The sequence below is a fragment of the Algoriphagus iocasae genome, from assembly GCF_014206875.1.
Classification (GTDB): Bacteria; Bacteroidota; Bacteroidia; order Cytophagales; family Cyclobacteriaceae; genus Algoriphagus; species Algoriphagus iocasae.
Map to the genome: position 1 here is coordinate 745,082 of NZ_JACIJO010000001.1, position 19,271 is coordinate 764,352.

20 protein-coding genes are annotated in these 19,271 nt (G+C 39.5%); 13 read left to right on the forward strand and 7 right to left on the reverse strand.

All coding sequences use genetic code 11. The features are described 5' to 3' along the window. Positions 1-105: 105 nt before the first annotated feature. Both FHS59_RS03190 and dinB read right to left on the reverse strand, forming a co-directional pair. Positions 106-642, reverse strand: a complete 537-nt coding sequence (locus FHS59_RS03190; protein ID WP_184492957.1) for a GNAT family N-acetyltransferase — start codon at positions 640-642, stop codon at positions 106-108. Positions 643-701: 59 nt separating this feature from the next. Beyond that, positions 702-1,892 (reverse strand): DNA polymerase IV, encoded by a 1,191-nt coding sequence (dinB, locus tag FHS59_RS03195; protein WP_184492959.1) that lies wholly within the window; start codon positions 1,890-1,892, stop codon positions 702-704. A gap of 194 nt (positions 1,893-2,086) precedes the next feature. Between dinB and FHS59_RS03200 the strand changes: the two genes are divergently transcribed. The 3 genes from FHS59_RS03200 to FHS59_RS03210 all read left to right on the forward strand — a co-directional run bounded on the left by FHS59_RS03200 (position 2,087) and on the right by FHS59_RS03210 (position 4,051). Next, a complete protein-coding gene (locus tag FHS59_RS03200) occupies positions 2,087-2,476 on the forward strand; it encodes a four helix bundle protein (protein ID WP_184492961.1) in 390 nt (129 codons plus the stop codon). A gap of 327 nt (positions 2,477-2,803) precedes the next feature. Then, positions 2,804-3,499 (forward strand): XRE family transcriptional regulator, encoded by a 696-nt coding sequence (locus FHS59_RS03205; protein WP_184492963.1) that lies wholly within the window; start codon positions 2,804-2,806, stop codon positions 3,497-3,499. 87 nt (positions 3,500-3,586) lie between these two features. Further along, on the forward strand, positions 3,587-4,051 hold the full coding sequence (locus tag FHS59_RS03210; RefSeq protein WP_184492965.1) for a methylated-DNA--[protein]-cysteine S-methyltransferase: 465 nt from the start codon (positions 3,587-3,589) through the stop codon (positions 4,049-4,051). A 2-nt stretch (positions 4,052-4,053) separates the two neighbouring features. Here the strand turns inward: FHS59_RS03210 and FHS59_RS03215 are convergent, their stop codons facing one another. After that, positions 4,054-4,566, reverse strand: coding sequence for a RidA family protein (locus FHS59_RS03215; RefSeq protein WP_184492967.1), 513 nt, complete (start codon positions 4,564-4,566; stop codon positions 4,054-4,056). Positions 4,567-4,640: 74 nt separating this feature from the next. Here FHS59_RS03215 and FHS59_RS03220 point away from each other — a divergent pair, with 74 nt between their 5' ends. Together FHS59_RS03220 and FHS59_RS03225 are read left to right on the forward strand one after the other, a co-directional pair. Then, positions 4,641-5,105: a GNAT family N-acetyltransferase gene (locus FHS59_RS03220; protein WP_184492969.1), complete on the forward strand. Its 465-nt coding sequence runs from the start codon at positions 4,641-4,643 to the stop codon at positions 5,103-5,105. 101 nt (positions 5,106-5,206) lie between these two features. Further along, positions 5,207-6,031, forward strand: a complete 825-nt coding sequence (locus tag FHS59_RS03225; RefSeq protein ID WP_184492971.1) for a universal stress protein — start codon at positions 5,207-5,209, stop codon at positions 6,029-6,031. Position 6,032: 1 nt separating this feature from the next. On the opposite strand, the gene FHS59_RS03230 is transcribed toward FHS59_RS03225, so the two are convergent. Next, positions 6,033-6,956, reverse strand: coding sequence for a DUF6089 family protein (locus FHS59_RS03230; RefSeq protein ID WP_184492973.1), 924 nt, complete (start codon positions 6,954-6,956; stop codon positions 6,033-6,035). Positions 6,957-7,008: 52 nt separating this feature from the next. Beyond that, on the reverse strand, positions 7,009-7,911 hold the full coding sequence (locus FHS59_RS03235) for a mechanosensitive ion channel family protein (RefSeq protein ID WP_184492975.1): 903 nt from the start codon (positions 7,909-7,911) through the stop codon (positions 7,009-7,011). A gap of 166 nt (positions 7,912-8,077) precedes the next feature. Here FHS59_RS03235 and FHS59_RS03240 point away from each other — a divergent pair, with 166 nt between their 5' ends. From FHS59_RS03240 to FHS59_RS03260, 5 genes are all read left to right on the forward strand, one after another. Beyond that, positions 8,078-9,619 (forward strand): GNAT family N-acetyltransferase, encoded by a 1,542-nt coding sequence (locus FHS59_RS03240; protein ID WP_184492977.1) that lies wholly within the window; start codon positions 8,078-8,080, stop codon positions 9,617-9,619. After that, positions 9,601-10,176 (forward strand): KdsC family phosphatase, encoded by a 576-nt coding sequence (locus FHS59_RS03245; RefSeq protein ID WP_184492979.1) that lies wholly within the window; start codon positions 9,601-9,603, stop codon positions 10,174-10,176. The genes FHS59_RS03240 and FHS59_RS03245 overlap by 19 nt, the downstream gene beginning before the upstream one ends. Further along, a complete protein-coding gene (gene kdsA / locus FHS59_RS03250) occupies positions 10,173-11,021 on the forward strand; it encodes a 3-deoxy-8-phosphooctulonate synthase (protein WP_184492981.1) in 849 nt (282 codons plus the stop codon). The genes FHS59_RS03245 and kdsA overlap by 4 nt, the downstream gene beginning before the upstream one ends. Before the next feature lie 12 nt (positions 11,022-11,033). Further along, complete coding sequence (locus tag FHS59_RS03255; RefSeq protein WP_184492983.1) at positions 11,034-12,680, forward strand: L,D-transpeptidase family protein; 1,647 nt, start codon at positions 11,034-11,036, stop codon at positions 12,678-12,680. Positions 12,681-12,890: 210 nt separating this feature from the next. Beyond that, entirely contained in the window at positions 12,891-14,579 is a 1,689-nt protein-coding gene (locus FHS59_RS03260; RefSeq protein ID WP_184492985.1) for a L,D-transpeptidase family protein, read from the forward strand. Here the strand turns inward: FHS59_RS03260 and FHS59_RS03265 are convergent. Next, complete coding sequence (locus FHS59_RS03265) at positions 14,530-15,234, reverse strand: murein L,D-transpeptidase catalytic domain family protein (protein ID WP_184492987.1); 705 nt, start codon at positions 15,232-15,234, stop codon at positions 14,530-14,532. The two genes, FHS59_RS03260 and FHS59_RS03265, sit on opposite strands and share 50 nt — an antisense overlap. A gap of 296 nt (positions 15,235-15,530) precedes the next feature. Here FHS59_RS03265 and FHS59_RS03270 point away from each other — a divergent pair, with 296 nt between their 5' ends. Continuing rightward, on the forward strand, positions 15,531-15,941 hold the full coding sequence (locus FHS59_RS03270; RefSeq protein WP_184492989.1) for a 6-pyruvoyl trahydropterin synthase family protein: 411 nt from the start codon (positions 15,531-15,533) through the stop codon (positions 15,939-15,941). After that, positions 15,901-16,605 carry a GTP cyclohydrolase I FolE gene (gene folE, locus FHS59_RS03275; RefSeq protein WP_184492991.1) on the forward strand — a complete coding sequence of 235 codons (705 nt, stop codon included), beginning with the start codon at positions 15,901-15,903 and terminating at the stop codon, positions 16,603-16,605. Before FHS59_RS03270 ends, folE begins: the two co-directional genes overlap by 41 nt. Before the next feature lie 81 nt (positions 16,606-16,686). Here folE and FHS59_RS03280 read toward each other — a convergent pair whose 3' ends face one another. Further along, positions 16,687-18,126 (reverse strand): sulfatase family protein, encoded by a 1,440-nt coding sequence (locus FHS59_RS03280; RefSeq protein WP_184492993.1) that lies wholly within the window; start codon positions 18,124-18,126, stop codon positions 16,687-16,689. A 514-nt stretch (positions 18,127-18,640) separates the two neighbouring features. On the opposite strand from FHS59_RS03280, the gene FHS59_RS03285 reads away from it, so the two are divergent. Beyond that, positions 18,641-19,231, forward strand: a complete 591-nt coding sequence (locus FHS59_RS03285; RefSeq protein WP_184492995.1) for a DUF4136 domain-containing protein — start codon at positions 18,641-18,643, stop codon at positions 19,229-19,231. Positions 19,232-19,271: the final 40 nt, after the last annotated feature.

The window sequence follows — 19,271 nt, forward strand, 5'->3', positions numbered from 1 at the left end:
TAGGGTCACTCCGTTCCTTAGATATGCTGTGAGGGATATACTTTCTGCGAAATAAAACGTAGACAGTATTTCACCGACCGAAGGGAGGTTTATTTCTATGGTGTTTCAAAGTATTATTTGATATAAACTACAAGGATTCAGATGCTTTGATTTTTTTAAATCTGGATGATCGAAGTCCAACCAATATTCCATTCCGATTTTTTGCATGACACGAATAGATGCTTTGTTGTCTGAGGAAGCTAGGGATAAGACTTTCTGAATTCCTAGCTCTTTGGCAAAGTCCAGACATCGGCTGGCACCTTCTGTGGAATAGCCTCTGTTCCAAAATTCTTTCCGGATTCTCCAACCTATATCCACGCAAGGGGTGAACTCTGCTTCGAAAGTTTTCCATCCCATTCCGATCATTCCTAGGAGTTCGCCGGTTTCTAGAAGTTCGACTGCGAAATAACAATAGCCTTTATCTTTAAACATGCTATTCATTCGCTCCATCATCGCTTTTGACTCGTCTTTGGACAGAGGCTTTTCAAAGTATTTCATGGTTTCCGGGTCGGAATTCATGGCGCTGAACACATCGAGGTCAGAATCTTGCCAGGTTCGAAAGCCTAGGCGAGGGGAGGTGAAGAGATGCTGAGTTGTTTTCAAGCTATGTGGATTTGGAGCAATATCGGATATGGAAAATAGAATTTCAAATACTCTTTATATTAAACAGCCATCCCATTAAAAGGATTAAAGCTCCTTCTTCCTACGCTCATTCCTACGGCTCTGCAGACAGTTTTTTCTCCAAACTTTCCATTGATTTTATCCATGGCCTGGTAGAGGTTGATCTGCTCCTGGGTGTCTTCGAAGAGTTTGATCTGGTAGTTGCCATAAACCAGCGAACTGAAGCGCACGCCGATCAGACGGATGAGGATACGTCGGTTGTAAAGCTTTCGGAAGAGTTCTTTGACCAGAGGAATCAGCGTATGATCCGCCGAGGTGTAGGGGATACGCTGCTGCATGGTGTGGGTATCAAAATCCGAATAGCGGATCTTTACACTCACGCAGGCCGTCAATTGCAGGTTTTGACGAAGTTTTCCTGTGAGTTGCTCGCACATGGCCACCAGTGTAGCTTCCAGCATTTTCACATCGATGGTATCCTGTTCAAAGGTGTTTTCGGTAGAGATAGATTTGGCTTCGGAGTAGGGAGTGACCGGAGAGCGATCGATTCCGTTGGCTTTTTCCCAGATCATATTCCCATTTTTTCCGAAAGTAGCCTGCAGGAGTTCGGCGGGCATTTGCTGCAGCGTCTGAACTTTTTTGACGCCCATGTTGTAAAGCGTCTGAGATGTTTTTTCTCCGATCATCGGGATTTTTCGCACGGAAAGAGGGGCTAGAAAAGGCTTTTCCTCTCCGAATAGAATCTGCTTTTCATTATTGGGTTTGGCTTCACCGGTAGCGACTTTGGAGACGGTTTTATTTTCTGAGAGTCCCAGAGAAATGGGCAGTCCGGTTTCTTTGATGATGCGCTGTCGGATCTGCTGCGAAAGCTTAAAGCAACCGAAAAAGCGATCCATTCCCGTCAGATCGATGTAGAACTCGTCAATCGATGATTTTTCAAATAGAGGAACTTCCTCCCGGATGATCTCGGTAACCTCGTGGGATTTTTGACTATATTTTTCAAAATCTCCCCGGATAATCAATGCCTCGGGGCAAAGTTGTCTGGCTGTTCGCATGGGCATGGCTGAGTGCACTCCAAACTTCCTCGCCTCGTAACTGCAAGAAGCCACCACGCCACGATCTCCCGAACCTCCGATTAGGATAGGCTTTCCGTTGAGCCTGCTGTCAAATAACCGCTCTACCGACACAAAATAGGAGTCCAAATCCATGTGTACGATACTTCTCTTCGCTTCCATTTCTTTTGTTAATTATATTAACATTTTAATGTTTATAATTTAAACAAAATTTTTATATTTGGGAATGGATAGTTAAGGATTGACGAGGGTTGACGTATGGAGAAAGATAAGCTTCGCGAGATATGCCTGCGGCGAGATAGAGGAAGATAGGCTTCGCAAGATAAATTGGGTTTTCTTATTAATGAGTATTAGCTATGGAATCAAAGTCAAAATATATTCCTCTAAAGGAACTCGATATTTATCAGCTATCAAGAAAATTGTCTTCTAAAGCATGGAACATTTACCAACGTTTAGATTATCATCTTCGGAAAAACTGGGGAGATCAAATGATAAGTTCCATTGATTCAGTGGGAGCAAATATTGCTGAGGGATATGCAAGGTTTCATTTCTTGGACAGGATAAAATTTTATTATATAGCTAGAGCATCACTTTCGGAAAGTGTTGAACATTGGATTGATTTAGGTCTTGAGCGTAAGATAGTTTTGCAGGAAGAATTTGAAGAAATCTATTCTATCTCGAAGAATTTACAGATCAAACTGAATAGGCAAATCAAAACAAGTTATGATGCAAAAAAGCAAGTTTAATTAAAAGTTATCTGCCTTTAAGCTATCTTACTTATCTGCCACAGGGCTATCTTTTATTGATAAGATATGCTTCGCGAAGATAGGTCGCTTCGCTCCTGAGATAAGCCTTCGGTGGGATAGGCTTCGTAAGCTATAATCAACTTAGCTTCCTAAGATAGCTTTCGGTCAGTCCGAGCGGAGTCGAGGACTAGGCTTCGATTTCGAGACTCTCGTCTCTCAAGTGCTCAGCCTGAAATCTGGCTTAAGTTCTATCTTGAATTATCTGCCTTTAGGCTATCTTATTTCTATCTGCTCGAAGAGCTATCTTTTTTAATAAAAAGACAAAAAATGACTCTAAACACCAATATTAAATTCCTCCGGAAAAAGAAAAATCTCACCCAAGAGGTACTGGCTTCTACATTGGGCATATCGAGGTCTAAGCTGGCTGGATATGAATCCAGTGTCAACCCACCGCTAGACACCTTAGTGAAATTGTCGGATGCGCTGGGTGTGTCTTTGGATATTCTGCTTCGAGAGGATCTGACATCTTATTCGGAATATAAACTGCGTGAACTCCTGGAAACAGATCAATTTCTGCGAGGGAGAAAGTTGCGGATTTTGGCCACGACAGTGGATGAACAGGGGAGAGAGTTGATAGAAGTGGTTTCGCAACGCGCCAAAGCGAGTTATCTGGCGGGCTTTGCTGATCCAGAATATATTTCTGAGTTGCCAAGGTTTGCTTTACCATTCTTACCAACAGATAAAAAACACCGGGTATTTCAGGTGGATGGAGATTCCATGTTGCCGATACCGGACGGAGCATGGATTGTCTGTGAGTATGTGGATGATTGGTTGGCAGTGAAGGATGGAGAGCGATATGTCATCGTCACCGAGCAGGATGGAGTAACTTTCAAATTGGCCTACAACCGCATTCAATCAGAGCAGAAGTTGTTGCTTTGCTCGGCTAATCCGATTTATCCTCCATTCGAAGTGGAAATCGAGCAAGTCCGGGAAATCTGGAAATATCGCTTGGCGATGAGTTGATAGGTTTGAAAAACAATGGAAATAAGTCTCACTTCGTTCGACGAAATACAATAGAAATAGATAACCTTACTTAAAATCTTTTAATCCATGCCGATAATAGCGACCTCCTTAGGAAATGTTCTTTTGGAGATTCAAGATGAAAAACTCACTCGACTTCAATTTACCCAAGATCCTTTGAGTGAAGAATCTATACAAGGAATTGCCAAAGAGGTGAAAAATCAATTGGATGACTATTTTTCTGGTAAAAGGAATTCCTTTGATCTGCCACTGGAATTAAAAGGAACTGACTTTCAAAAAAGTGTGTGGGAAGCTGTGAACCAGATTCCTTTTGGACAGACGACCACCTACATGAAGCTATCGCAAAAGCTTGGAAATGTAGCTGCAATCCGAGCTGTCGGTGCTGCCATTGGTGCAAATCCGATTTTAGTGATTGTGCCTTGCCATCGAATTATCGGTACCAATGGGCAGTTGACCGGCTATGCAGGAGGCTTGGAAAGAAAACAAGCTTTACTGGAGTTAGAAGGTTTTCCTGTCCAGAAAAGCTTGTTTTGAGCTTAATCTTTCAGTTCAACGATTACCTCGATTTCAACGGCAATGTCGTTTGGTAAAGCAGCAACTCCTACTGCTGATCTAGCATGTTTTCCTGCCTCACCAAAAACTTCGACCATCAAGTCAGAAAAACCGTTGATGACGGCTGGATGCTTAGTGAAGTCCGGGGCAGAATTCACCATTCCCAAAACTTTTACAAATTGTTTAATACGGCTTAAATCACCTCCGGTAGCTGCTTTGAGCACTGCCAGGATTTCGATTCCAGTTTCTCTTGCGGCTTGATATCCTTCTTCCACGGTGAGATCTGCACCTACTTTTCCAAAAACATCAGGCCCATTACCAGCCAGATAAATGACATTTCCCACTTGCCTCCATTTGACATAGGTGCCCATTGGTTGGCCAACTTCAGGAAGAGTGATCCCTAATTCTTTGATCTTTGCTTCAGGGCTTTGCGCCTGAACCATAAAAGGAAGGCAAACGGCTAGTGCCAATCCTAAAATTATTTGTTTCAAATTCATGCGTTGGTTGATGTTTAGTCTTCCTAAGCTAATCGATTCTGATTACTTTTACAGCCTGTTTAAAACCTATTTCCATGAGTGATCTTCAGATTATCCCTTATTCTTCTGATTATAAACCTGATTTTGTGTCAATCACCAAAGCTTGGGTGGAGGATTATTTTACGCTGGAACCCTTTGATCTGGAGCAACTGGAGTCTCCAGAAAAAGCAATTATCCATCCAGGAGGAGATATTATTTTTGCAAAAATGGGAGATGAAATTGTAGGGACTGTTGGACTTGCTAAAGCAGAAGAAGGTGTTTTTGAAATGGTAAAGATGGGTGTGAAACCTGTCGCTCAGGGAAAAGGAGTGGGGATGCTTTTAGGCAAAGCCATTATAGAAAAAGCCAAGGAAATGGGAGGAAAGAAGCTAGTGCTCTACAGCAGTACAAAGCTACAATCAGCTTTACATATTTATAAAAAACTGGGTTTTAAAGAGTCAGTTCCTGAAGCTGGAAAGTATTGCCGATGTGATGTCAAGATGGAATTGGACCTTATTTAGAGTTTTTGAAAAGGAGATATTTCTCATATTTTCTACTGAATACCATCATGTTATGAGAGCTTGATTTTGGTGAAATTGGTACTGATCCAATTGATATTGCCATGAAATCTATTCTCGTTCCCTTTGATTTTTCGCCCTATGCAGTTGCGGCTTTAAAAACTGCGTACAAAATCAGTAAAAAATCTGGTGCTGAAATTCTGTGTGTGACCATCATTCCCACCTTGTTGGATTGGAATTTTTTGTCTGATCAGTTGAAAGCAAAAAATGCTCAGGTTCAGGAGGAATACGATGAAGCTGTTGAGTTTTTGCCTACTTACCTTTTTTCTATTTTGCCTACAAAGACTCCTTTGAAGTCTATTATACAAATAGGTGTTCCCTCTGAGTCGATTTTAAATGTGGCAAATGAATATTCTCCAGATTTAATCGTTATTGGTGCTTATGGAAAAGGCTACCAGGATGGAGATTTTATTGGTAGTAATTTGCAAAAAGTTATTAGAAATGCTCATTGCCCAATCTTAGCAGTAAAAGAAGCGTTGGATGGTAATCATTTCAGAAAGCTTGCTTTTGCTTCTAATTTTTCTGTCAACTCTTCAGATTCTTTTAAACTAGTCAAGCCATTGGTGAAATTATTCCGGGCGAGTGTTCATCTGGTGCATATCAATACCCCAGCTCATTTTGAAAACAGTTCTGAGACTCTTGATCGGATGGGCTTTTTTATGAAAGGACATGAGGAAGTCACCTTTCATTTGCATGTCTTTAATCACAGGGAAACTGAAAAAGGATTGATTGAATTTTCGGAATTAAATCAAATAAAATGGGTGGCTCTGGAATCTGGCCATCATGAAAAAAATCCAGGCTATCAGATAGGCACCACAGAAACTCTGATTTTCCAATCAGACCTTGGGGTCTTGAGTGTGAAAAGATGATTTACCAGAATCTGAATCGCTTCTCATAAATTCTATCTCTGAAGATCCAGTTTTGGAAAATATCTTCAGACAAATGGATCTCAAGACCTACATTGATGGTCATGTATCCATCAAATCTATGCCGAAGTCCAGATCCTCTCCTGATTCTGCCGTTGCTTTGAAGGATTTTGTCTATGTCGGGCATCCCATTGGCATCAAGGTATCTGGGATTTCTGATTGCTAATCTTAATCTGTCTGGATTTGATCCATCAACATAATCTTCTACCAAATCCAGGTAAAATTCACTCACATTATAAGCGGAAATATCATCCATATAGTCGGTGAGTGTGAATCTATAATTCCCTTCAAATGTCAGATCCATGTACACGTTCAATTTGTACTTGAGACCCAATCCCATTGGGAAAGCAAGGATATATCGCTCATAAGGATTGTTTTCGAGTTGCAATGGTCGCAAATCAACCCATTCTCCATCCAGTTGAGTTTCAGGATTGTTTGTTGATAATGCCAATCCTGCAAAAATGTAGGGATTCCAAAGTGGCCTATGGATATTGGGTACTTTGACAGGATACCAATGGTATTCAATAATACTTGAGATTTCCCAATTTTTTGCTCTGAAGGTTAGGTTTCTTGGAAACCGATAAGCTCTTGGATCTGAAGGTTTATCCGAGCCGGACATTTTGTAGTAAGTGCCTTCAAGCCTCGCTCTTAAGTTGGTGCCAATGGTTCTTCGAATAGCAAAATTTGCATTCCAATCTGGCTGTATTCCTTCATTGTATTTCCAGAAAGAATACAATTCCCCAAAATATTGAGTAGGTCCAATGCTAGCAGAAATAGACCATGGTTCCTCGAATCTATAGCGATAAAAGCTCTGTGAATGGGCAGTCCAAGTGCATAAAAAGAATACTACGAATAACAGTTTTTTCATGAAGAACCCCAGGCTTTCTTATGCGAAATGTTTTATCAAAGCGAAAAATAGCCTATTTAATGATATTTTCAAACCCAGATCGCAGATGCAAATCTCTCTGAGGAAACGGAATTTCAATACCAACTTCTCCAAACCTTCTAAAGATCTCGTAATAAAGTTGACTTTTGAGGATTTTTGGTCTGTTGATGTATTCGGTGGTCCACACCCGCAGATTGAAATTAATGCTGTTATCTCCATAATCTTCAAACAGCACGTCTGGCTCTGGTTGGTTTAAAACGCCTTTATTTGCTTTGGCAACTTCTAATAATATTGCCCTTACCTTTTCCGGATCTTCTTTGTAAGAAACCCCAACAGGAAAATTGAATCGGATTTTCCTTTCGTTGTGAGACCAGTTTATTACTTGACTATCAATGAATTGACTGTTTGGGACGATGATCGTAATGTTGTCATTAGTTACGATCATAGTAGATCTAGCAGAAATTTTAATGACGTCTCCTGTTACATCTCCGACTTCTATTCTGTCGCCAACTTTGATAGGCTGTTCAAAAAGAATGATCAAACCACTGATAAAGTTGTTTGTGATGTTCTGTAGACCAAAACCGATACCGACACCAAGTGCACCAGCCAATATCCCAAAGGCACTGAGATCGATTCCATTTGTCTGAAGGATTGAAAAGATACCTGCCAGAATCAGCAAGTATTTGATCATGGTTCCGATCGATTGTTTAGTCCCGACATCGATTTGATACCGTTTCAAAACCCGGTGAACCATAAAACGTCTGATCCATTCGGTAACAATAAATAAAACGATAAAAGAAATAGCCAACGTAAGGAGCAGTCCGATGGTTAATTTGGACTCTCCAAGATTAAATAGACTATAATTCATTAGCTCTTCGAACCATTCGATAAATGATTGAGCTTTTTCTTTTGCTACTTGATTAATACTTTCTTGCATGGAAATTCGGGTACTTTATCGAAATTTCGGTTTTAAAAATATTGAGAATAAGGACATTAAACTATTTATATTTAAATCACTTTTGAAGTTCAGTAGATTATTCTGTTTTGAGATTCAAATTACGATTCTTTTAAAACGATGGACTGGATTTTGTTAATTTTGGCATATGAGTAAGAATAAAGAAGAACTTGAACATAGGCTCAGGTTACGGAATATAAAGCTTTCGGATTACGATGATATCCGGGCAATTATGACTTCAATCTACAAAAATCCAGGTGGTGCCTGGACTAAAGAGGAGTTGAAAAATCAATTACGAGCTTTTCCAGAAGGTCAGATCTGTATTGAGGATAACGGAAAGGTCGTTGCAGCAGCCTTGAGTTTGATTGTGGATTATGCTCAGTTTGGGGATAATCATACCTATGATGAAATCACTGGATATGGAAAATTCGATACCCATAGCGATGACGGAGACACCTTATATGGTACTGATGTTTTTGTAGATAAAGAATATCGGGGCATGAGGATTGGCCGAAGGCTATATGATGCCCGAAAGGAGCTTTGCGAAAACCTAAACCTCAGGTCCATTATTGCTGGTGGAAGGATCCCCGGCTATGCAAATTATGCGGATGAAATGACTCCGCGTAAATACATAGACTTGGTCAAGAATAAAGAGATTTTTGATCCGGTTCTTTCTTTCCAGTTGGCAAATGAATTTCACGTAAGAAAAGTAATCACTAAATATCTTCCAGAGGATACGGATTCGCGGGCCTATGCGACCTTACTCGAATGGATCAATATCTATTATGAGAAAGATGAAAAGCTGATTGGAAACAAGAAATCCATCGTGCGATTGGGTTTGGTACAGTGGAAAATGCGTCGCTTCTCCAATGTGGATGATCTAATGCAGCAAGTCGAGTTTTTTGTGGATACGGTTTCAGGTTATAAATCTGATTTTTGCCTTCTCCCAGAATTCTTTAATGCCCCGCTATTGGCGGAGTTCAATGACATGGATGCCTCAGAGGCCATCCGAAATTTGGCGGATTATACTGACGAAATCGTCTCAAGAATGAGCGATTTGGCAGTTTCTTACAACGTGAATGTCATCGGTGGTTCGATGCCCGAATACGATGGCAAAAAATTGAGAAACGTAAGTTACCTCTGTCGAAGAGATGGAACGCAAGCCAAACAGTATAAGCTACATATCACTCCGGATGAAGCTGCCTATTGGGGACTACAGGGAGGAAACGGAATCAATGTTTTTGACACGGATGCAGGAAGGATCGGGATTTTGATTTGTTATGATGTTGAATTTCCTGAATTGGGAAGGATTTTAGCGGAGCAGGAAATGGATATTTTATTCGTGCCTTTCTGGACCGATACCAAAAATGCTTTCCTCCGGGTAAATACCTGTGCCAAATCCAGGGCAATAGAAAACGAATGCTATGTGGCGATCACCGGTTCGGTGGGCAACTTGCCAAAAGTAGAAAATATGGACATCCAGTATTCTCAGGCAGCGATATTCTCCCCATCAGATTTTTCTTTCCCTCATGATGCGGTGGTAGCGCAGGCATCTGAAAATGAAGAAACAATTATCGTAGCTGATGTTGATTTGGATTTGCTAACCAAACAAAGAAAGGCCGGAAGTGTGAGAAATTTAGAACAAAGAAGATTAGACCTATATTCTATCCAATGGAAACAGAAGAAGTAATCAAAACCTATTTTGCATCTGTTTCTGAAGATGTATGGCAAAGAGCCAAAAATATCAAACTCCTGATTACGGACATCGATGGAGTCATGACTGATGGGGGAATCATCTATGATGATCGAGCATTAGAGTTTAAAAAGTACAATGTAAAAGATGGTCAGATCGTAAAATACCTTAGGAAATCCGGGGTTTTAATTGGAGCTATCACAGGCAGAGAATCACAAGTGGTGATGAATCGATGCGAGGAACTGAAATTCGATTTTCATTACCATGGAGTCAAAGACAAAGGTAAAAAGCTGAACGATCTTTTAGAGACGATGGAAATTGATCTTGAAACAGTTGCTTACATTGGAGATGACTTGATCGATTTGCCGATCTTGAGCCAAGTAGGTCTGGCGGTATGTCCAAAAGACGCGGTCGAGTATATTAAACCATTTGCTCATTTGGTCTCAAATTTTAAAGGCGGAGACGGTGTATTTAGGGAAACAGCCGACATTATTTTACATTCGAAAGGACTGCTTGTCCCAATTATTGAAAATTTAACTAAAAAAGAAGCATGATCAGAAATACCAAACCCATGAAAATCACGGATAAGGTGATTTTAGGTGAGGAAAAGCCAGTACTTTTTTCGGGACCTTGTGCAGTAGAGAGTTATGATATCTGTATAGAAATCGGGACTAAAGTAAAAGCTTGGGCAGAAGAACATGGTTTCTCCTATGTTTTTAAAGCTTCTTTTGACAAAGCCAATAGGACTTCATCTGGTTCATTCAGAAGTATCGGGATGGATAAATCTCTGGAAGTTTTACAGAGGGTTGGTAAAGCTTTAGACGTGCCTTTGGTGACAGATATTCATGAAAGCTACCAAGCCAAAGAAGTGGCTGAAGTGGTAGATGTGCTTCAGATTCCAGCATTCCTTTGTAGACAAACTGATCTTTTGTTGGCAGCTGGCGAAACTGGCAAAGCAGTGAAAATCAAAAGAGGTCAGTTCATGGCGCCTGAGGATATGCAATATGCAGTAACTAAAGTAAGGTCTACAGGAAATGAAAATGTTTGCTTGACAGAAAGAGGCTTTTCTCTTGGCTATCATAATTTGGTCGTAGATATGCGTGGATTGCCGATCATGCGCCAATTTGCCCCGGTTGTTTTTGATATTACACACTCAGTACAGCAGCCAGGTGGACAAGGAGGAACTTCAGGAGGACAGAGGGAATTTGCTCCGATTTTGGCAAGAGCTGCCGCTGGAACAGGGATCGATGGATTTTTTATCGAAACTCATCCTGAGCCTGCAAAAGCCTTAAGTGATGGACCAAACCTAATTCCGCTTCATCGAATGGGAGATTTTCTGGAAATGCTAAAAGAAGCCTGGTCTGTAGGACGAAAGTATCAGGATTTTCAAATTCAATAAGTTATGATCGCTATGCAGGTTAAAATTTTTAGGATTCTTTCTATTGTTTTTATTTTCATTTCTCATGGTCTTTCTGCCCAATCTTACGATGAGGTTAGTGAGTTGATTCGATTTAGGATTGAGTCCGACGAACCACGGGATAAAATAGAAATCCGAAATGTTTCTTTATTGACAATTGAAGATATTATCCGCTTTTATACAGATAGGACTTTTGAAAAGGCATGGTCTGCAAATGGATTTCTCACAGAAGAGGCTTATGAATTGAGGTTCGAAATCAAACAAGCGGAGTTTGATGGATTGATTCCTGAAGATTACAATCTGGCTATCATTGAATCTTTTTTCCTCACATTCGAAGAAAACAAGAAAAATGGCGTCCAGAATGAAGTAGGTGACTTGGCTGATTTGGACATATTTTTAAGTGACGCTTATTTTCATTTGGCCAAAAACCTTGAAATAGGAAAAGTAGACCCTTCCAAAATTGGAGAAGATTGGGAAATATCCAGGAAAGCTCCAGTTCATGATTATCCTCAATTGCTGGAAGAGGCGCTTGTAGAAAAATCAATCAGAAAAAGTTTTGAATCCCTTTATCCCCAATTCAGTATTTATAAAAAGGGGAGAGAAGTCATCCGTGAATTGACAGCTAAAGTCAAGGAAGATACGCTCAATTGGAAGAAAATAAAGGTAGACAAAGCAATTCATGTAGGAGAGACCAATTCCCAGATTCCTAGAATACGAGAGCGACTTATTTATGGAGAGTTATTAGAGAAATATACTTTTCAAGATGAAAAATTGTATGATTCCATCATGCTGGATGCGGTCAAGAATTTTCAGGGTATCAATGGACTTGAGATAGATGGTGTGATTGGTTCTCAGACAGCAGAGCTCTTCAATGATTCCCCTCAAGACCGATTGGACAAGGCTAGGGTAAATATGGAGCGCTTGAGATGGCTGCCTGACACTGTGAAGAATGCTGAGTTTATCTTGGTGAATATTGCCAATTTCCAGCTGGACTATCTGAAGAATTTGGATACCTTAATTTCGGAGCGGGTAATTGTTGGTAAAAAGTACCACGAAACTCCGATTTTTATGGCTGAGATGAGCTATATCGTATTTAGCCCTTATTGGAATATCCCTTATTCTATTACTCGGGGAGAAATTATTCCGAGTGTCAGAAAAAACCCAAATTACATTGCCTCCAAAAACATGGAAGTGGTGACTACTTCTGGAAAAGTAGTTGACCCAAGCACCATCGACTGGAATGCAAAGTCATTTCCCTACTTGGTCAGACAAAAACCCGGAGAATGGAATTCTTTAGGTTTGGTGAAATTTATGTTTCCTAATAAGCACAATGTCTACATCCACGATACCAATGCCCGTTCTTTATTTGCTTTAGATGATCGAGCCAGAAGCCATGGTTGTATCCGAATTAATAACCCTCAGGATTTTGCTAAGACGCTATTGGCCAATGATCCGAAATGGACGATGGAGAAGATAGAGTCCGCCATGCATCAAAACCAAGAAACAGTGGTAACACTGGATCGAAAAATTCCGGTAGTACTTGTTTACTTGACATTTTGGGCTGATTCTAAGGGAGAAGCACATTTCAGGGATGATATTTACGACCGTGATGCAGAAGTATTAGAAGCACTCAATAAGTAAAAGAGTTCTTTTTGAGAAGAATCCCCAAAACAGGAAAATATTTACACTAATCCATTTAAGAACTTCTTAAATGGATTTTTTTAAAAAGGCGAAATGTCTCTTTTGAGCATGCAAAGGACATATTTTCTCGCTTTTTCTGGAAATTGAATTTAAAGCATCAGAATTGGATAGTCATAGTCAGGGATTTCATTAATTTGACCCATTTGAACTATGAAAAATAAACCACTATTAATTATTCTAGCCGTTCTTACTGTTTGCGCCGCTGTATTCTTTGTCAATAGGTTGCGCCGATCTGATTTAACTGAAGAAATCGAATTGAGATTGAGCAATAATGAAGACCGCAAATTCATCGAAGTGAATGGTGAGAGACTTCAGACTTCGGAAGAAATTATTGAATTCTATCAAGACAGAGATTTCGAAGAAGTTTGGTCAAATAATGGGAAAATCAATTCTTTGGCAGAAGATTTCCTGGAGGAAATTGAGTCAGTAAAATACGATGGACTAAATCCGGATGATTACAATCAGGCCTTGATCCATTCTTTTTTTGAAGAAATCCAAAACAAACGAAAAATTTTAAAACCGAAATCTACTCCAGAGTTAGTGGATCTTGATTTTTTGATGACTGATGCATTTCTGAGACTAGCAAAAGATTTGGAATTAGGTAAAATTTCTCCAGACTCTAGAGGGTCTTATTGGAAACTTGCTGCCAAAGAATCCTCGGTAAACAGGATAGAACTTCTGGGAGAAGTTGCAGGTGGAGAAGATATTAGAGATGTGCTTGAGAGCCTTTATCCTAACCATGAAATGTATAAAAATGGTAGAAAGGTGATTCAGGATCTGTACGATAAAATGGGTGAAGATACCTTGACCTGGAAGCAAGTTCGATTTGAAAGCTCATTGAAAGTAGGAGATCGAAATGAGTCTGTTCCAAAGTTGAGAGAAAGACTGCAGTTTTGGGGATTTTTGGACAACTATAAGATGGAAGATGAGCTATTGTTTGACTCTACCATGTGGAAAGGGTTGAAAGCCTATCAGCTTGAAAATGGGATGAATCCAGATGGTGCCATCGGTGATTTGACTTCAGATTTCTTGAATGATTCACCAAAAAAGCTGATTGAAATTGCTTCAGCAAATATGGAAAGAATGAGATGGATGCCGGAAATTGATATGGAAAACGAATTGGTGTTGGTAAATATCGCTAACTATCAATTGGACTATTTTAAAGATGGTGATACTACGTTGACTGCGAAGGTTATTGTAGGGAAGGAATACAATGAGTCTCCGGTATTTACTGCCCCAATGAGCTATATCGTTTTTAGTCCATATTGGAATATTCCTCCTTCTATTACCAGCGATGAAATCATTCCTTCTGTGAGAAAGAATGGAAATTATTTGGCAGAAAAAAATATGGAGGTAGTCTCTAATTCCGGAGAGGTTTTGAACCCTAAGCAAGTAAACTGGTCAGGAAAAGAAGGAGAAAATTTCCCTTATAGAATTCGTCAAAAACCGGGAGGTTCCAATTCTTTGGGCTTGGTAAAATTTATGTTCCCAAATGATTATAACATTTACATTCATGATACTCCGGCAAGAAGTCTTTTTGCCAGAGAAAGCAGGGCATTGAGTCACGGATGTATTCGAATTCAATACCCGGATAAATTCGCCGAAACGTTATTGAACGATAAAAAATGGACCGAGGAAAAGATCCAGATGGCCATGAATCAAGAAAATGAAGAAGTGGTAAAATTGGATCGTGAAGTGCCCGTATTATTGCTTTACCTGACTTTCTGGGCAGATGAAAGCGGAAACGGACATTTCAGACCGGATATCTATAATCGCGATGCTTCTGTGATCAAGGCGCTGAAAGCTGCTCCAAAGAGCGAATCAAAGATGAGGACTTAAGATAATTCTCATCTTGTCCATAGATGAAAAGAAGTGATCCGTCTTTGATAAAATCAATTGCTTTGGATGAAATTTCTGTTGGAAGTGCTGGACAACCCAAGCTTCTTCCGAGTCTTCCAGTGTTCTTTGCAAATTCTTCCCGTGCATAATCGGCACCATGAATCACAATGGCACGGTTTCTCGCCTGATCGTTAAACCCTTGCTCTAATCCATCCAGACGTAAAGAATAACCATGTTTGCCCTGATAAGTCTCCGCAGTTTTATAGAAGCCAAGGCTGCTTTGGTAGGATTCAGGTTTGTTGGAAAACTTGCTTGCCATCAGATTTCCAGAATTTCTACCATGAGAAACAACGGTATTTAAAAGAACCAGTTGATTGGTAGGATCGATGATCCAAAGACGCTTTTCTGTAGATGGAAGACTGAAATCAATGATGGTAATCACTTTGGATTTCAGTTCCGAGTTCAATTTTTGCCAACCTTTCAAAGCAATATCAAAAACCTCTTTTTTTGGGAGAGCCTCTGTTTTCTCTGCAAGTTGTTCATAAAGTGAAATTGGATTCTCAGTTATTACCTTTTCCATGGGATTTGCTTCTTCTGGAGAGAATGCAAAGCTGAAGATCCAAAGTATGGGTAGTAATAAGTTTGTTGAAATCATGTAATTCGGGTGATTTTACAAAGGTACAAGGTTCATTTGTGGGATAAAAGTTCCAAAGGATCAGAACATTAATAAATTTTGTTAAGGAACTTGATGATGAGTTTGGAACCTAAATAAGGATTCTTTCGGTTAAATGGGTGCATGATTACACAACGGCTTTCATCGCGAAATATTATTCTGTAGTTTTGCAGCCTGTTTAAAAATTAAAATACTGAACAGTAAGGTTTTAATGATTGTGTTTAAAATTATTTCGAAAAAGGTAAACAAAATTAAATCTTCCTCTGTTCAATAAGCGCATGAAAGTTACCGTATTTAGAAAAGAGCATTTTAATGCCGCTCATCGTTTAAACAACCCAGATTGGACTGAGGAGCAGAACAAGGCTTTTTTCGGAAAGTGTAATAATCCGCATTATCACGGACACAACTATGAGTTGGTCGTGGTCTTGCGAGGGGAAGTAGATCCGGCAACGGGCTATGTATACGATATGAAATTGCTCAGCGATCTGATCAAAGAGCATGTTTTAAATAGATTTGATCATAAAAATTTAAACCTGGATACCGATGAATTCAGTCAACTTAACCCAACCGCCGAAAACATTGCAGTGGTTATTTGGAATATTTTGAGGGAAAAAATTGATCGGAAATTCGAATTAAAGATTCGACTTTATGAAACGGAAAGAAACTTTGTTGAATACGATGGGAATTAATATTGCCAGAGCATCATTTGAGGAAATTGGAGAAGAGCATGTAGGTACATCTCTTGAGACTCCACTTAGAGAAGATGCATTTGAAATGGATGATGAGCTGAAAATCGAATTGATCGAAAAGCATTTCCGTGAAATCATGCATATCATGGGGCTGGACTTGACTGACGATAGTTTGAAAGGAACACCTCATCGAGTAGCCAAAATGTATGTGAAAGAAGTGTTCAGCGGGTTGAATCCAAAGAATAAGCCTACGGCAAAACTTTTTGAAAATAAATATAAGTACAATGAAATGTTGGTGGAGAAAGACATCACATTCCATTCACATTGCGAGCACCATTTCGTGCCGATTTATGGCAAAGCGCATGTCGCCTATATTTCAGGTGGAGAGGTGATCGGACTTTCTAAAATCAATAGAATCGTTCAATATTTTGCAAAAAGACCTCAGGTTCAGGAAAGACTGACCATGCAAATCGGAAACGAATTGAAAGAGGTTTTGAAAACTGACGATGTAGCAGTCATTATGGATGCAAATCACATGTGTGTGAGTTCACGAGGAGTGCAGGATACAAACAGTTCCACAGTGACATCATTCTTCTCAGGGAAGTTTGAAAAAGATGAACAATCGAGAAATGAATTTTTGAAATACATATCTCTGGAAAAATAATTTTAAAGTAACTAGACCAACATTAAACCGGGCCATTTAGCCCGGTTTTTTTGTTTTATGACTTAAAATAGAGGGCTTTTCCTAAAGAGATAAAACCATTTTATTATTTGAAGTATTCTCGTCTAGAACTGGCATTGACTGATACCAAGAAACCACTTTATCAGTTAGTTTTTTCACGATATCAGGATAGGTTTCTGCAAGATTATGTTTTTCTCCCGGATCATTTACGATTTGATACAATTCCGGCCTTCCTCCATCATAATCACATAAAAGTTTCCAGTTTCCATCGCGAACTGCCAAATCAGGAAGATTTTCGATTCCATAATAATTTTTCCTATCAGGAGGTCTGCTGTAAAAAATAGGAGCTTTTCTGGATGCTGTAGATTTCCCTAGAATTGTTTCAATCATATTTTCACCGTCCAAAACTGATTTTTTTTCAGGTTGGAGTCCTGTAAACTCTAGCAGTGAAGGCATCATGTCGATTGCCGAGAACACAGATTCCTTGTTGCGGGAACCTATTGCTTTTTCATCGAGGTAACTCGCTCCCCAGACAATCAAGGAAGAGCGAATTCCTCCTTCATATAAATGAGTTTTATATCCTTTGAGGTTACCTGCTTGCCCGGCTCCAAGTTCCGGACCGTTGTCAGAGCAGATCAAAATCAAGGTATTCTCGCTTAACTCGGGATTGGATTTGATGTAATCAAATAATTTACCGAACTGCTGATCCATAGCTTCCAGAACGGCTAGGTATAAACCTCTTTTTCCCGCTTCTTTGGCAAGCCCATAATCCTCAAATGGAGGCCAATAAGGGCTGTGTACATCATCAGGCCAGATATTGACGTAAAAGGGTTGTTCTTTATTTTCGGCCTTATCTATAAACTGGATCGCTTCATCAATAAATCCAGTGGTAATCTCTGATCGCTGCATCCAAGTAACTGGCTCACCCAATATTTCCGCATCTTGCCAGATCCTTCCAACTTTTCCAGTTTCATCTTTAGTCAATGGAAGGAGTTTAGCCCCCAATCCTTCAAAATTGGTCAAAGATTCATCAAAACCGTAAGAGGTAATCTGTGGTGCATCGGTTACATCTCGCTGTCCACCCATATGCCATTTTCCAAAATGACCAGTTGCGTACCCGGCTTCTTGGAGTCTTCTTGCCAACATGGGGGCTTTGGGATCGAGCCAGCTTGCCATGCCCCTTTTTTGATTTTGGGCTCGATTATCTAAGTAGGAAGTAATATTCCAACGCTGTGGATAGGTTCCAGTAGATATAGCCACTCGGGAAGGAGAGCAAATAGGAGAGTTGACATAAAACTGCTCAAAGCTGATCCCTTCCGAAGCCATTTGATCAAAATTGGGAGTCTGGGCATCCTTATTTCCGAAACTTGAAAAATCCGCCCAACCCATATCGTCAATAAAGATCAGGATAATGTTGGGCTGTTTATTGGGCTTAGGTTTTGGAGAAATGAAGCTATTAAGGCTTAATAAAGTAAGAATTGATAATACATAAACTCTTTTCATAGGTTAAAAATATGTCGGATGCTTAGGTTTTGAAAATGGTTTCTGCCTCAATGTACAATAGTCATGTAATTTGGCCTATTTCATATTCTATGGCTGGAGCGAATACCTGATGATCTCCAGCAATAAAATGGAAAATGGTTTTCTGTGATTGTCCAAATTGGTAGGTGATATTTCCTTATATAGCCTTTTATCAACTTGTTGGATTAAGAAAGTATTTTTCCATTTGTCCTTGAACTATTTAGTAAGAAGTCTGAATTCCCGAAAAAACCTCCTCCGAAAATTTTTTCCCGATCTGTTGATTTAAATCCACATCTATAAAATATAAGTGTCTGAAAATCTGTGTTATATGATTTTAAAGGTTGGTTTAAGAGTCTGGAATAGTGTTGGTATTATAATAGGGGTAATAAAGAAGGAAAAAAGATTGAACCTGTTGCAAACAGAGTTTTTTAAGGCCCTAATCAGGTCGAATACGTGACAATTCTTTTTGATTTGTTTCACCTTAAACTCTAGAATCATGAAAAAATTAACTTATTTATTAATAGCCACTTTTATCAGTATGACATTCATTTCCTGCTCTAATAATGGGATGAAAGTAGTCACAAGAGAGGATGGAGATACGAGTCTCTCTGGGTACAATACGTATGCATGGATTTCAGAGAAGCAGAATATACCAAATGCATATGCACTTTTAGGTTCAAATGAGGCTTTGGTTTTCAATAATGAATCTTCTCAAAAAATGATTAAAGATGCTGTTGAACTTCAAATGGCAGCTAGGGGATTTAAGAAGGATGCTCAAAACCCTGACATGTTAATCAACTTTGAAGTTTTAGAAGATGATACAGAATTGAGAAAATATATTTTGGACAATGGACAGGATTATTTAGGGTTTGGACCAAGATCTGAATCAGTTCAGATGATTCCTGTGGATGAAGGAACGGTCTTGATAAACTTTATGGATTCAAGATCAGGAAATCAGATTTGGCAAGGATATGCTTCCGGAGCATTGGAAGAGAAAGACATTAAAAATATGAGTGCCATGCAGGAAAAAGTTGGAGCAATATTCGAAGATTTTGACTTCAACCAGTTTAATACGAGTTCACAATAATTAGTAGAGTATCCTAGAAGCCCGGGCTTAAAGCCTGGGT